The organism is Chelatococcus albus (assembly GCF_030067675.1).
Classification (GTDB): domain Bacteria; phylum Pseudomonadota; class Alphaproteobacteria; order Rhizobiales; family Beijerinckiaceae; genus Chelatococcus_A; species Chelatococcus_A albus.
The window spans coordinates 220,496-234,560 of the sequence record NZ_JASJEV010000006.1 but is presented as its reverse complement, the minus strand read 5'-3'; the positions used below and the strand labels follow the sequence as shown (position 1 = coordinate 234,560).

13 protein-coding genes are annotated in these 14,065 nt (G+C 70.1%); 3 read left to right on the top strand and 10 right to left on the bottom strand.

Going from position 1 to position 14,065, the window contains the following annotated elements; genetic code table 11:
- Positions 1–45: 45 nt before the first annotated feature.
- From accD to QNA08_RS11600, 10 genes are all read right to left on the bottom strand, one after another.
- Positions 46–951: an acetyl-CoA carboxylase, carboxyltransferase subunit beta gene (accD, locus tag QNA08_RS11645; protein WP_283740880.1), complete on the bottom strand. Its 906-nt coding sequence runs from the start codon at positions 949–951 to the stop codon at positions 46–48.
- Between the two features lie 114 nt (positions 952–1,065).
- The gene (trpA, locus tag QNA08_RS11640) at positions 1,066–1,938 is read right to left on the bottom strand and encodes a tryptophan synthase subunit alpha (protein WP_422679903.1); all 873 of its coding nucleotides are present in this window, start codon (positions 1,936–1,938) and stop codon (positions 1,066–1,068) included.
- A complete protein-coding gene (gene trpB, locus QNA08_RS11635) occupies positions 1,938–3,185 on the bottom strand; it encodes a tryptophan synthase subunit beta (RefSeq protein ID WP_283740878.1) in 1,248 nt (415 codons plus the stop codon). The genes trpA and trpB overlap by 1 nt, the downstream gene beginning before the upstream one ends.
- Positions 3,182–3,874, bottom strand: a complete 693-nt coding sequence (locus tag QNA08_RS11630; RefSeq protein ID WP_283740877.1) for a phosphoribosylanthranilate isomerase — start codon at positions 3,872–3,874, stop codon at positions 3,182–3,184. The genes trpB and QNA08_RS11630 overlap by 4 nt, the downstream gene beginning before the upstream one ends.
- Positions 3,875–3,925: 51 nt before the next feature.
- Positions 3,926–4,891, bottom strand: coding sequence for a bifunctional Delta(1)-pyrroline-2-carboxylate/Delta(1)-piperideine-2-carboxylate reductase (lhpI, locus tag QNA08_RS11625; protein ID WP_283740876.1), 966 nt, complete (start codon positions 4,889–4,891; stop codon positions 3,926–3,928).
- A gap of 135 nt (positions 4,892–5,026) precedes the next feature.
- Positions 5,027–5,356, bottom strand: coding sequence for a lipopolysaccharide assembly protein LapA domain-containing protein (locus QNA08_RS11620; protein ID WP_283740875.1), 330 nt, complete (start codon positions 5,354–5,356; stop codon positions 5,027–5,029).
- Positions 5,357–5,369: 13 nt separating this feature from the next.
- Positions 5,370–5,717: an integration host factor subunit beta gene (ihfB, locus tag QNA08_RS11615; protein ID WP_283740874.1), complete on the bottom strand. Its 348-nt coding sequence runs from the start codon at positions 5,715–5,717 to the stop codon at positions 5,370–5,372.
- Positions 5,718–5,730: 13 nt separating this feature from the next.
- Positions 5,731–6,714 carry a signal peptide peptidase SppA gene (gene sppA / locus QNA08_RS11610; RefSeq protein WP_283740873.1) on the bottom strand — a complete coding sequence of 328 codons (984 nt, stop codon included), beginning with the start codon at positions 6,712–6,714 and terminating at the stop codon, positions 5,731–5,733.
- A gap of 275 nt (positions 6,715–6,989) precedes the next feature.
- A complete protein-coding gene (gene rpsA, locus QNA08_RS11605) occupies positions 6,990–8,693 on the bottom strand; it encodes a 30S ribosomal protein S1 (RefSeq protein ID WP_283740872.1) in 1,704 nt (567 codons plus the stop codon).
- A gap of 401 nt (positions 8,694–9,094) precedes the next feature.
- The gene (locus tag QNA08_RS11600; RefSeq protein ID WP_283740871.1) at positions 9,095–9,718 is read right to left on the bottom strand and encodes a 2-hydroxychromene-2-carboxylate isomerase; all 624 of its coding nucleotides are present in this window, start codon (positions 9,716–9,718) and stop codon (positions 9,095–9,097) included.
- Between the two features lie 250 nt (positions 9,719–9,968).
- On the opposite strand from QNA08_RS11600, the gene QNA08_RS11595 reads away from it, so the two are divergent.
- From QNA08_RS11595 to QNA08_RS11585, 3 genes are all read left to right on the top strand, one after another.
- Positions 9,969–11,201, top strand: a complete 1,233-nt coding sequence (locus QNA08_RS11595) for an argininosuccinate synthase (RefSeq protein ID WP_283740870.1) — start codon at positions 9,969–9,971, stop codon at positions 11,199–11,201.
- A gap of 264 nt (positions 11,202–11,465) precedes the next feature.
- Entirely contained in the window at positions 11,466–12,572 is a 1,107-nt protein-coding gene (locus QNA08_RS11590; protein ID WP_283740869.1) for a site-2 protease family protein, read from the top strand.
- Between the two features lie 123 nt (positions 12,573–12,695).
- Positions 12,696–14,057 (top strand): TAXI family TRAP transporter solute-binding subunit, encoded by a 1,362-nt coding sequence (locus tag QNA08_RS11585; RefSeq protein ID WP_283740868.1) that lies wholly within the window; start codon positions 12,696–12,698, stop codon positions 14,055–14,057.
- The last annotated feature ends 8 nt before the right edge of the window (positions 14,058–14,065 follow it).

Below are 14,065 nucleotides of genomic sequence, written 5' to 3'. Positions count from 1 at the left end.
GGCGCCACCGTCCGTCGGAGGGAAGTCGGGATCGAAGCCCGGCCGTCACTCGGCCGCTGCGTCGAGGAGGGGCAGATCCGCAGTACGGCCGGTGAGCGCTGGCTTCGGCTGCTTCATGAACAGCCGGCACAGACGGGCGATGGTCGGGCGCAGGTCGTGCCGGTGCACCACCATGTCCACCATGCCGTGATCCTTGAGATATTCCGAGCGCTGGAAGCCCTCGGGCAGCTTCTCGCGGATGGTCTGCTCGATGACGCGCGGGCCGGCGAAGCCGATGAGGGCACCGGGCTCGGCGATGTGCACGTCGCCCAGCATGGCGTATGAGGCCGTGACGCCGCCCGTCGTCGGGTTGGTGAGCACGACGATATAGGGCAGCCGCGCCTCGCGCAGGCGACGCACGGCGACCGTCGTGCGCGGCATCTGCATGAGGGACAGGATACCCTCCTGCATGCGCGCCCCGCCGGAGGAGACGAACAGCACGAAGGGCGTGCGCCGGGCAACCGCCGTCTCCATGCCGGTGATGATCGCCTCGCCCGCCGCCATGCCGAGCGAACCGCCCATGAAGTCGAAGTCCTGCACGGCCGCCGTCACCGGCGTGCCCTCGACCGTGCCGACGCCGACCTTCACCGCATCCTGCGCCCCCGTCTTGGCGCGCGCGTCGCGGATGCGGTCGGCATAGCGCTTCTCGTCGCGGAACTTGAGCGGATCGGCCGGCACCTCGGGAAGGGCGACATCCTCCCACTTCGCGTCGTCGAAGAAGGCGCGCAGGCGCGGCAGCGCCCCCATGCGCAGGTGGTAGTTGGAGCCCGGAATGACGAAGAGGTTCTGCTCCACGTCCTTGTGGAAGACCATCTGCCCGGTCTCCGGGCACTTGATCCACAGGTTCTCCGGCACCTCGCGCTTGAACAGCGTCTTGATCTTGGGCCGGACGACGTCGGAGATCCAGTTCATGACATTCGATCCTGATCGAGCCGCGGCACGAGGCGCGTTCCGCGGCACATGGGGTCGCTTCCGACGGCCTGCTCGCCTCCGCCGGGACCGACCCGTGAGTTCAACACGTCGCCGTCAGACCTCTTCCAGCAGATGCGAGCCATCCGCCGGCGGCTGACCGTTGCCGCCCGCCACCGAACGCACGCCTGCGGCGAGTTCGGCGACGAGCGTGGTGACGGCCGGCACCGTGCCCGCCGTCGCGCGCTCCTCGCCGTCCAGCGAACGGCGCAGCGCCTCGACGAGGGCGGAGCCGACGACGACGCCGTCCGCCCCGCGGGCGACGGCGGCCGCATGCGCACCGCTCTTGACGCCGAACCCGACCACAACGGGAAGGTGGGTATGGCGCTTGATCCGGTCAACGGCGGCCGCCACTTCGGTGAAATCCGGCGTGCGAGCCCCGGTGATGCCGGTGATCGAGACGTAATAGACGAAACCGCTCGTGTTCGCGAGCACGGCGGGCAGGCGCAGGTCGTCGGTCGTCGGCGTGGCGAGGCGGATGAAGGAAAGGCCCGCCCGCAGCGCCGGCAGGCACAGCTCCTCGTCCTCCTCGGGCGGCAGATCGACGACGATGAGCCCGTCGACGCCGGCGGCCCGGGCGTCGGCGAGGAAGCGCTCGACGCCGTAGATGTAGATGGGATTGTAGTAGCCCATCAGGATGACCGGCGTGTCGCCGTCGCCGCCGCGGAAGGCGCGCACCAGGTCGAGCGTCCTGGCGAGCGTCGTGCCCTGCTTCAGCGCGCGCAGGCCTGCGGCCTGGATCGCCGGCCCGTCGGCCATGGGATCGGTGAAGGGCATGCCGATCTCGATGATGTCGGCGCCCGCCGCCGGCAGCGCCTTGACGAGGGCGAGCGAGGTCGCGAGGTCAGGGTCGCCGCCCATGACGAAGGTCACGAGCGCGGCCCGGCCCTCGGCGCGGACGGCGGCGAAGCGGCGGTCGATACGGCTCATCACAGGCTGCTCCCCAGGATCTCCGCCACCTGCGGCACGTCCTTGTCGCCGCGGCCGGACAGGTTCACGACCATGAGGTGGTCCTTCGGTTTCTGCGGCGCGAGCGTCACCACCTTGGCGAGCGCATGGGCGGATTCGAGCGCCGGAATGATGCCTTCGAGCTTCGACAGAAGCTGGAAGGCCTCGAGCGCCTCCGCATCGGTCGCCGAGAGATAGGTGGCGCGGCCGGTCTCGTGCAGCCAGGCGTGCTCCGGGCCGATGCCCGGATAGTCGAGGCCGGCCGAGATGGAGTGGGCTTCCGTGATCTGCCCGTCGCCGTCCATGAGGAGATAGGTGCGGTTGCCGTGCAGGACGCCCGGCCGCCCGCCGGTGAGGGAGGCTGCGTGCTGCCCGGTCTCGAGGCCGTGGCCGGCGGCCTCGACGCCGTAGATCTCGACGCTGCGGTCGTCGAGGAAGGGATGGAACAGCCCCATGGCGTTGGAACCGCCGCCGACGCAGGCGACGAGGCTGTCCGGCAGGCGACCCTCGACCGCCTGGAGCTGCTCGCGCACCTCGCGGCCGATCACCGCCTGGAAGTCGCGCACCATGGCCGGATAGGGATGCGGCCCGGCCACCGTGCCGATGCAGTAGAAGGTGTTGGCGACATTGGTCACCCAGTCGCGCAACGCCTCGTTCATGGCGTCCTTCAGCGTCTTCGAGCCGGACTGCACCGGCACGACCTCGGCGCCGAGCATCTTCATGCGGAAGACGTTGGGCTTCTGCCGCTCGACGTCGACGGCGCCCATGTAGACCACGCAGTCGAGGCCGAAGCGGGCGCACAGCGTCGCCGTCGCCACGCCGTGCTGGCCGGCGCCTGTCTCGGCGATGATGCGCCTCTTGCCCATGCGCCGCGCCAGCATGATCTGGCCGAGCACGTTGTTGACCTTGTGGGAGCCGGTGTGGTTCAGCTCCTCGCGCTTCAGGTATATCTTGGCACCACCGTCGCGGCCCTGCCCCGCCGCGACGGCACGGACATGCTCGGTCAGGCGTTCGGCGAAATAGAGCGGGCTCGGCCGGCCGACATAGGTCGCGAGATGGGCGTCCATCTCCGCCCGGAAGGCCGGGTCGGCCTTGGCGGCGGCATAGGCCTTCTCGACCTCCAGGATGACGGGCATCAGCGTCTCGGCGACGAAACGGCCGCCGAAGATGCCGAAATGCCCGCGCTCGTCGGGCCCGGTCCGATAGGAGTTCGGCGCAAGACTGTTCACGCGACCCGACCTTTCCGTGTTTCTCCGCGCGCCGCATCCGCCGCGCGGACGGCGGCGACGAAGGCGCGAATGCGCTCGGGATCCTTCTGCCCGGGCGCGCTCTCCACCCCCGACGACACGTCGACGCCAGCGAAGGAGGCGCTCGTCCCGACGAGACGGATGGCTTCGGCCACGTTCTCGGGCCGCAGTCCCCCTGACAGCATGAAGGGCTTTTCGAGGTCAAGGCCCGCCACGAGCCGCCAGTCGAAGGGCAGGCCGTTGCCGCCGGGAAGCTCGCCCCCCGGCGGGGGCTTGGCGTCGAGGAGCAGGCGGTCAGCCGCGACCATGTAGCTGTGCACCACGGCGACGTCCTCGGCGGTCGCGATGCCGACGGCCTTCATCACGGGGATGCCATGAACGGCGCCAATGGCGGCGACGCGGTCGGGCGTCTCCCGCCCGTGCAGCTGCAGCCAGTCGGGATGCACGGCCTCCACGATATCGCCGAGCGTGGCGTCGTCGGCATCGACGGTGAGCGCCACCACCTCGGCGCGCTCGCGCGCCCGCGCCGCGAGCATGCGGGCCGCCTGCAGGTCGACGTGGCGGGGGCTCTTCGGAAAGAACACGAGCCCGATGAGATCGGCACCGGCGTCGAGCGCGGCATCGACGGCCTCGGCGGTGTTCAACCCACAGATCTTGACGAGAAGCGACATTGGGCCAGCAGGTTGCACGACGCGCGCGGCTTGTCCACCACGCGCAATGCCTCAGTTCGCGGCTTCAGCAGCCTGCCCGAGCCGCTGCCAGACCAGCATGGCGGCGGCGAGATCCTCGATCGCCGTGCCGACAGACTTGAACAGGGTGATCTCGTCGGCCAACGCCCTTCCGCGATGCCGCCCGCGGCAGAGGGCGAAGAGGTCGGCGCAAACATCCGCGTCGGTGATGGCGCCCGCCTCGAGGCCGAGCGCCACGTCGCCGCCCTCCGTGCGCGCGGCGTCCGTATCGATGAAGACATTGGCGCATTGCAGCGCGGTGGCGTCCGCCTCGCGCATCTTGAGGTTGAACGCGCCGACGAGGTCGAGATGGGCGCCCGGCTTCAGCCATGCCCCGCGCACGATCGGCTCCGTCGACAGCGTGGCGCAGGAGATGACATCGGCCTGGCGCACCGCCGCCTCGAGATCGTCGGCGACCGAAACGGCGAAGGCCTCGCCCGCGAACCTGGCGGCGAGCTGTTCGGCCGCCTCGCGCCGCCGCGTCCACAGCGTCACCCGCTCGATCGGCCGCACTGCGGCATGCGCCCGCACCATGAAGGGGGCGAGCGCACCCGCCCCGACCATGACGAGATGGCGCGCGTCGGCGCGCGACAGGTAGCGGGAGGCAAGCGCCGACGCACAGGCCGTGCGCCACAGCGTCAGGCGCGTGCCGTCGAGGGCGGCGAGGGGCCTGCCCGTCTGCCCGTCCATGAGAAGATAGGTGCCGAGCACGCTCGGCAGGCTGCGCGCCGCGTTGTCGGGGAAGACGGTGACGATCTTGACGCCGAGATAGGCCTCGGAGGCGGCCGCCCCCGTCCAGGCCGGCATCAGGAGCAGCGTGCCGTGCGCGCCCCTGCTCTCCACCTCGTGATGGTGGCGCACCGGCGTGACGACGTCCCCGGCGAAGGCCGCGCCGAGCGCATCGATGAGGACGGGAAAGGTGAGCGCACGATCGATCTCGTCCGCGCTGACGACGCGCATGGCAATCTCCCGGTTACTGATGGCGTGACGCGGCCGGCCAGGCGGCGCGCCTCGGTGACGAGGGTTTCGGACCGGCCCGCCTGGCGCCGACCTCGAGCGCCGGCGCAACCGGCTCCGGCCTCCCGGGCGCGCCGATCAGGGGTGCGGCCGGGCGGGCGGCGCCGCGCCGGCGGCTGCCCGGAGCCGCTCCGCCTCGGCCCGCAGGCGCTCCATGTCGCGCCGGCCGGCGCGTGCGGCCCGCCGGTGCTTGCTCTGGGCGAGCCAGGCGGCCACCCCGCCGACGAGCACGCCGAGCATGACTGCGGCGAAGAGGAGGAGGAACAGGGGAAGGGTGAGGCTGAGCGCCGGCGCCTCGGCGGAGAAGGGGTCGAGCGAGAGGACCACCGGCGCGCGGTTCGCCACCGCGAGCAGGACGATCACGAGCCCCAGGGGCACGAGCACCAGCGCCTTGACGAGACTCTTCACCGACCGCTCCGTCTCACGCTCCGGCGGCCGTCGCCGAAGAGCGAGACGCCTTCGGCTTGGCGCCCGACTTGCCGGCGAGGCCCTCGTTGTTGAGGCGCAGGCGCATCTCCTTCCCCGTCTTGAACACCGGAATCACCTTCTCGGCCACCTCGACGGCCTCGCCGGTCCGCGGATTGCGGCCGGTGCGCGCCTCCCGCTTCTTCACGGAGAAGGCGCCGAAGCCGCGCAGCTCGACACGGTCCCCGCGCGAGAGAGCCTTGGCGATCTCGTCGAGGATGGCGTTGACGATGTTCTCGACATCGCGCTGGTAGAGATGCGGATTCTGCTCGGCGATGCGCAGAACGAGTTCCGATTTGATCATAGCCCCGCCTAGCTCATTGATAATTCAATGCTTTTTCAAGCGAAGGGTGCCAGACCGCCAAGAGCCCGTCAAGGCGCCCCAGGTCGCTCGCCGCCGCGGCCCGATCGAGGGCGGCGGCGAGGTCGGGATAGCCGAGGACCGCGGCTCCGGCGGCGAGCGACGACCACAGGCCGATGCCCGATCTGTCGGACCTCGGCTTCCATTCGCGCACGGGCAGGTCCTTGGCGATCCCCTTCTCGCGCTCCAGCCAGGCGATGGCCTCGCGCTCGCCGCCGATCTCGTCGACGAGCCTCAGCCCGAGCGCCTGGCGGCCGGTGAAGATGCGCCCGTCCGAAACGCTGGCAAGGCCGGTGTCATCATAGCTGCGGCGCTCCCGGACCAGTCGCTTGAACCACTCGTAGGTGTCCTTGACGATGCTCTCGAGCGCCGCCCGCGCCTCGGGCGAGGTCGGCTCGAAGCCGCTCGGCGCGGCCTTGAGGGGGCTCGACTTCACGGCCTCGACCGTGACGCCGATGGTCTCGAGCAGCCTCGCGACATTGGGATATTGGAACAGCACGCCGATTGAGCCGACGAGCGCGGTCTCGCGCGCCACGATGCGGTCCGTGCCGAGGGCGGCGATGTAGCCGCCGGAGGCGGCCATGCCGTCCACCACGGCGACCGTCGGCTTCTTCTCGGACAGGCGGCGCAGGGCGTCGTAGAGGGCCTCGGCGCCCGTCGTGGTGCCGCCGGGGCTGTCGATGGTGACGAGGACCGCCTTCGCGCCCTGCGCATCGCGCAGGCTCTTGAGCAGGTCGAGCGTGCGCCGGTCGCCGGCGATGAAGCCCGAGATCCTCACGCGCGCGATCTGGCTCTGGGCTGCCGTGATGGTGCGGCCGCCGAGCGCCCAGCCGCCGGCGACCACGAGGGCGATGAGGGCGGCGAAGGCGACGACGCGCCACAGCGACAGCTTGCGCCGCAAGCGGCGGCGGTCCGCGAGAAGGTCGGCGTCGAGAGACATCGGGGACTCCGTCGAGAGGCCGGGACACTACTCCCGGCGGGCCCCGAGCGGCAACCCGGAGTGGCCACGAAAGACGCCCGCACGAAGAAAGCCCGCGCGGGGCTCCGCGCGGGCCTTGTGAGGGAACCGGCCCCGCGGCTCAGGCCGCGGACCGGCTGTCACGCTGCAGCACTTCCCGATTCACGTGCATCGGGAAGTGTGTCCATCTTCGCGAGAATGGAGCATTCTCTTCGCCGAACCGCGTCCACTTCGGCGGAGAATGCTCCGGCGACGCGTCACTTCTTCTCGTTGGCGCGCTTGAGGGCGGCGCCGAGGATGTCGCCGAGCGAGGCACCCGAGTCGGTCGAGCCGTACTGGGCGATCGCCTCCTTCTCCTCCGCGACCTCGAGGGCCTTGATGGAGAGCTGGATGCGGCGCGCCTTGCGGTCGAACTGGACGACGCGAGCGTCGACCTTCTCGCCGGGGGCGAAGCGCTCGGGGCGCTGCTCCGAGCGGTCACGGGCGAGCTCGGCGCGGCGGATGAACGAGGTGAGGTCCGTGTCGACGATCTTCACCTCGATGCCGGAGTCCTTCACCTCGAGCACCTCGCAGGTCACGACGGCGCCCTTCTTGACGTCGCCGGCATCGGCGAAGGGGTCACCCTCGAGCTGCTTGATGCCGAGGGAGATGCGCTCCTTCTCGATGTCGACGTCGAGAACGACCGCCTTGACCACGTCGCCCTTCTTGAACTCCTCGATGACCTGCTCGCCCGGACGGTTCCAGTCGAGGTCGGAGAGATGGACCATGCCGTCCACGTCGCCGTCGAGACCGATGAACAGGCCGAACTCGGTCTTGTTCTTGACCTCGCCCTCGACCACGGAGCCCGCCGGATACTTCTCGGCGAAGGCATCCCACGGGTTCTGCAGGGTCTGCTTGAGGCCGAGCGAGATGCGGCGCTTGACCGGATCGACCTCGAGGATCTGCACCTCGACCTCCTGGGAGGTCGACACGATCTTGCCGGGATGGACGTTCTTCTTCGTCCAGGACATCTCGGAGACGTGGATGAGTCCCTCGATGCCCGGCTCGAGCTCCACGAACGCGCCGTAGTCGGTGATGTTCGTGACGCGGCCCTTGAAGCGGGCGTTGACCGGGTAGCGGGAGGCGATGCCCTCCCACGGATCGGCCAGCAGCTGCTTGATGCCGAGCGAGATGCGGTGCGTCTCGTGGTTGATCTTGATGATCTTGACCTTGACGGTCTGGCCGATGTTGACGACCTCGCTCGGGTGGTTGACGCGCCTCCACGCCATGTCGGTGACATGGAGCAGGCCGTCGATGCCGCCGAGGTCGACGAAGGCGCCGTACTCGGTGATGTTCTTGACGACGCCGTCGATGACCTGACCTTCCTCGAGGTTGGCGACGAGCTCGGAACGAGCCTCGGCGCGCGTCTCCTCGAGCACCGTACGGCGCGACACGACGATGTTGCCGCGGCGACGGTCCATCTTCAGGATCTGGAACGGCTGCGGCACGCCCATGAGCGGGGTGACGTCGCGCACCGGACGGATGTCGACCTGGCTGCGCGGCAGGAACGCCACGGCGCCGTCGAGGTCGACCGTGTACCCGCCCTTGACCTGGTTGAAGATGACGCCGTTGACCTTCTCGTTGGCCTCGAAGGCCTTCTCGAGCTTGACCCAGCTCTCCTCGCGGCGCGCCTTGTCGCGCGAGATCACCGCCTCGCCGAGCGCGTTCTCGACACGCTCGAGATAGACCTCGACCTCGTCGCCGACGTTGAGCGTCTGGTCACGGCCGGGGCCGACGAATTCCTTCAGCGCCACGCGGCCTTCGGTTTTCAGGCCGATGTCGATGACGGCAACGTCCTTCTCGATCGCGACCACCGTGCCCTTGACGACGGTGCCCTCGTAGGCCGCGGACGCGTTGAAGGATTCCTCGAGCAGCGCCGCAAAATCCTCACGGGTCGGGGCGCGATTGACGGATACGGACATGAGTTCTCCTAACGCCACAGATGGCGTGCGCCGGCGGCTCGCGTTGCGGGCCGCCCCCGCCGATCGGCGCCGCACGGTGGGAAGAACCGTGCGGGCTTCCGCTTCCGGCCCACGGCATCGTGCCGTGGGCAGCTCTCGAAAGCGGGCCGGCGCATCGAACCGATGGTCGGGGACGTGTCATCCTCGGCGGACGCCGCACGGCAGCACGAAACGGGCGCGTCACCCGCACCCTCTTCCGCGCCGCCCCCCGCGCGGCATCTCCTCGGATGCCGCGTCATAGTGCAAAGTCTCTTGCCCGGCAAGCGTTTCGCTTCATCGGAACGGCTCGGGTCCGGCCGGAGGGAAGGCGGGGCGGGCGGAGGCCTGCCCACGGTACCGGCCCGTGCGGACGAGACGAGCCCTCAGCGCATGCCGCCGGGCCGCTCGCCTGCGGCCCAGGCCAGCGCCTCCTCGAGACGATCATTGCCCCAGAACATCTCGCCGTCGGCGGTGAGGAGGGTCGGCGCGCCGAAGAGGCCGCGGGTGCGGGCTTCCTCGGTCTCGGCCCTGAGGCGGGCCTTCACCGCTGCGCCCTGCGCCGCTGCCATGACCCCGGGGGCATCGAGACCGAGCTCTCGCAGAAGGGCGAGGATCACCGCCGGATCGGCGATGGCGCGGCCCTCCGCGAACTCGGCGCGGAAGACGGCGCGGGTGAAGGCGGGCGTCGCTCCCTGCTCACGCAGGCTGAGCGCGACGCGCGCCGCGAGGAGGCCGTTCTGCGGGAAGGGGTCGGGCCTCACGAGCGGGAGGCCGAGGCGGGCCGCCTGCCGCTCGATGTCGCGCCACATGTAGCGGCCCCTGGCGGGGTAGAGGTTGAAGGGCGCGGTGGTCCAGCCCTGCGCGGCGAAGATCGGGCCGAGCAGGAAGGGGCGCCAGCGGACCTCGACCTCGGCCCCTTCGGCGAGGGCCTCGATGCGCGCGGCGGCCAGATAGGAATAGGTGGAGGAGAACTCGTACCAGAAGTCGAGGACAGGACGACGGCTCAAGGGAGGGCTCACGCGCGGATGGGAAAGCGGACAGGGAGGAGCACCGGGAGGGGCTTCCTTACCCCATGAACCGTAAAGACGGCAGCGGCATGACGGAGCCGCACGGCGCACCCATCGCGACGGCCTCCCCCATCCATCACAATCTCTCGGTTGCGCCGCCCGGCGCGGCCACTATAGTCCGCCCGCCTTTCGGAACCGGCGCTCGACGGTTTCCTGGCCGCTCCCTCCCGTCTGAACGAGATCCTTGTCCATGTCCGAAAAGCGCGTGAAGAAGGTCGTCCTCGCCTATTCCGGCGGCCTCGACACCTCGATCATCCTGAAGTGGCTGCAGACGACCTACGGCTGCGAGGTCGTCACCTTCACGGCCGATCTCGGCCAGGGCGAGGAGCTCGAGCCCGCGCGCCAGAAGGCGCTGCTCCTCGGCATCAAGCCGGAGAACATCTTCATCGAGGACCTGCGCGAGGAATTCGTGCGGGACTACGTGTTCCCGATGTTCCGGGCGAACGCGCAATACGAGGGGCTCTATCTCCTCGGCACCTCCATCGCGCGCCCGCTCATCGCCAAGAAGCAGATCGAGATCGCCGAGAAGGTCGGCGCCGACGCGGTGGCCCACGGCGCCACAGGCAAGGGCAACGATCAGGTGCGCTTCGAGCTCGGCTACTATGCGCTGAAGCCCGACGTGACCGTCATCGCGCCGTGGCGCGAGTGGGACCTCACCTCGCGCACCAAGCTCCTCGAATTCGCCGAGCAGAACCAGATCCCGATCGCCAAGGACAAGCGCGGCGAGGCGCCCTTCTCGGTCGACGCCAATCTCCTGCACGCCTCCTCCGAGGGCAAGGTGCTGGAAGACCCGGCCCAGGAAGTGCCGGACTACGTCTATTCGCGCACCCTCGACCCCGAGGCCGCGCCCGACACGCCGACCTACATCACCATCGACTTCGAGAAAGGCGACGCGGTGGCGATCGACGGCGTGAAGATGTCGCCGGCGACGCTGCTCGCCAAGCTCAATGAGCTCGGCCGGGCCAACGGCATCGGCCGCCTGGACCTCGTCGAGAACCGCTTCGTCGGCATGAAGAGCCGTGGCATGTACGAGACGCCCGGCGGCACGATCCTCTACGTGGCGCATCGCGGCATCGAGTCGATCACGCTCGATCGCGGCGCGGCACATCTCAAGGACGAGCTGATGCCGAAATATGCCGAGCTCGTCTACAACGGCTTCTGGTTCTCGCCCGAGCGCGAGATGCTGCAGGCCCTCATCGACAAGAGCCAGGAATTCGTCACGGGCCGCGTGCGCCTCAAGCTCTACAAGGGCGGCGTCCACCTCGTCGGGCGCGAGAGCCCCTTCTCGCTCTACGACCAGGAGCTCGTCACCTTCGAGGAGGGCGCCGTCGCCTACGACCACCGCGACGCGGCAGGCTTCATCCGCCTCAACGCCCTGCGCCTGCGTACGCTCGCCCAGCGCAAGAAGAAGCTCGGGCTCTGAGCCCGAGCGACCGGCGGCCCGCCCGACCTCGACGGCTTCGGAGCAAAGCAGCCCGGAGCCGTCCCGGACGGTGACGGGCGGGCAGGCTCCGGCGGAGGGACGAGACCCCGCTTCGCCCCCGCCGGAGGCGCCTCGCGGCCGGGGCCGCTGCCGGCTTCGTCAATCGCGCGCGGTACGTGCGTCGACGTTGCACGCTGGACCCGGGCGCCGGCGAGTGCCACGGTGGCTCGACGGACCCATCCACGCGAAGGAGGCCGCGCGACTATGCTCTGGTCGTTCAGGATCGGCACCATCGCCGGTACGGCGGTGCGCATCCACGTCACCTTCCTGCTGTTCCTCGTCTGGATCGGCGTCGTACAGTACCAGGTGGGCGGCGCCAGCGCGGCCCGCGACGGCATCCTCTTCATCGTGCTCCTGTTCCTCTGCGTCGTCCTGCACGAGTTCGGGCACGTCATCGCGGCGCGGCGCTATGGCGTGCGCACGCCGGATGTGACGCTCTTTCCCATCGGCGGCGTGGCGAGCCTGGAGCGCATCCCCGAGAAGCCGCGGGAGGAGCTGGTCGTCGCCCTGGCCGGACCGGCGGTGAACGTGGTCATCGCGCTCGCCCTCGTCCTGGCCCTGGGCGCGGCGGTCGATCCCTCCGATCTCGCCCGCCTCGAAGACCCGCGCGTCAACCTGCTGGTGCGGCTGGCCGGCGCCAACATCATGCTGGTGGTCTTCAACCTGATCCCGGCCTTCCCCATGGACGGCGGGCGCGTGCTCCGGGCGCTCCTCGCCATGCGGCTCGGCTTTTCGCGCGCCACGCAGCTCGCCGCCAGCATCGGCCAGGGCTTCGCCTTCGTGCTCGGCTTCATCGGGCTCCTGACCAACCCGCTGCTCATCTTCATCGCCATCTTCGTCTATCTCGCCGCCTCGTCGGAGGCTCAGCACGTCGCCTTCCGCGAGGTGGCGCGTGGCCTGCCGACGGGCGAGGCGATGATCGTCAGCTTCGAAGCGTTGTCGCCCGCCTCGACCCTGGACGATGCCGTCGAGACGATGATCCGCACCTCGCAGAAGGAGTTTCCCGTCGTCGACGGCGGCGGGCGTCTGCGCGGCGTGCTGACGCGCGACCGTCTCGTGCTCGCGCTGCGCGACCACGGGCCCGAGGCGCCGGTGCTCGACGTGATGGTCGGCGACATTCCGACCATCCATCACCGCCAGCCGCTCGACGAGGCGGTGCGCATCCTGACCTCCGCCAAGGCGCCGGCGCTCGGTGTCCTCGACGGCGAGGGCCGCCTCGTCGGCCTGCTCACGCCCGAGAACCTCGGCGAAATGATGCTGGTGCAGTCGGCCCGCCCCGACTGGCACTTCGGCCGGCGATCACGAACCTGAGAGCAGGAGGCGACTCGTCCGGTTGGGGGAGCCGGGCGCAACCGCCTTTAATTATCATACCACCCGCACCGGAACGGCCGTCGGCGCGCCGTCCGGCGACCGGCAGGGAGGTATGCAACGGCCATGGGACGCCGAACGCTTGCCGCCGTCACGGCCCTTATGGCGCTCGTCGGTTCAGCGCTCTTCCTCCTGTTCCTCTCCGCGAGCCCCGCGACACTGACGATCGCCGTCGCCCAGCAAGGCGAGGATCTCCCCTTCATCGAGGCGCTGAGCACCCTGCTCGACCAGGAGGGCATCGGCCTGCGCCTGCGCATCGCGCGGACCCCGAGCCTCGCCGCCAACGCGGAGGCGGTCGAGAAGGGCGACGCGCATCTCGCCGTCGTGCGCTCGGACATCGCCCTGCCGGCCAATGCCCACACGGTGGCCGTGCTGCACGAGGACACGGTCATCCTCGTCGCGCCCGGCCAGTCGCGGATCGCCGACATCGCCGAACTGGGCGGGCGGCGCCTCGGCATCGTCGCGCGCGACGAGGCGGACGTGCGGCTCGCCGAGACGATCCTCGCCTACAACGGCCTGACCCGGGACGACGTGGCCATCGCCCCCCTCACCGCCCAGGGTCTCGAGAAGGCCCTGTCCGAGGGACGGATCGATGCCGTGCTCATGGTGGCGGCGCCGGGCGAGGCGCGCGCCTCGGCGATGATCGCGGCACTCGCGCGGGTGAGCCGCGGCCCGATCGCCTTCATCCCCATCCCGCAGAGCGACGCGATCGCCCAGCGGTTTCCGGCCATGGAGGCCGCAGAGATCATCGCCGGCGCCATCGGCGGCCGTCCGCCGCGGCCCTTCGAATCGGTCAGAACCATCGCCGTGACCCATCGCCTTGTGGCGAGGGCCGCGCTCGATGCCCCGACGGTCGCCGCGCTCACGGGCTTCATCTTCGAGATGCGGCCGCGCCTCGCGCGCCTCACGCCGACGGCCAATCTCGTCACGGCGCCCGACACCAAGAAGAGCGCGGCCCTGCCCATCCACCAGGGAGCGGCCGACTATCTCGACGGCAACGAGCTGACCTTCTTCGAGCGCTACGGCGACTGGTTCTACATCGGCATCACGGTGATCGGCTTCGGCGGTTCCATCGCGGCGGCGGTGGCGAGCCGCCTCGCGCGGCGGGAGCACGCCAAGACGGACCGCATTCTCGAGCGGCTGCTCGCCATCCTGACGGAAGCCCGCCACGCGCGAACGGAAGAAGTGCTCGAACGCCTGTCCCTCGACATCGACGCCCAGACGGCCGAGGCGGTGGCCTACGCGCGCCAGCACCCGGGGCACGCCGACTCCGTCGGCGCCCTCTCACTGGCGCTCGAGGCGGCTCGCGCCGCCGTGGCGGAGCGGCGCGACAGCCTCGCGAACCGGCGTCGGGGTCGCGATGACGAGGCAGCGCCCGAGACGCGCCTCGCCACGCTTGGCCGCAGGGGCGCCTCGAGCCGGGCCTAGGGCGATCC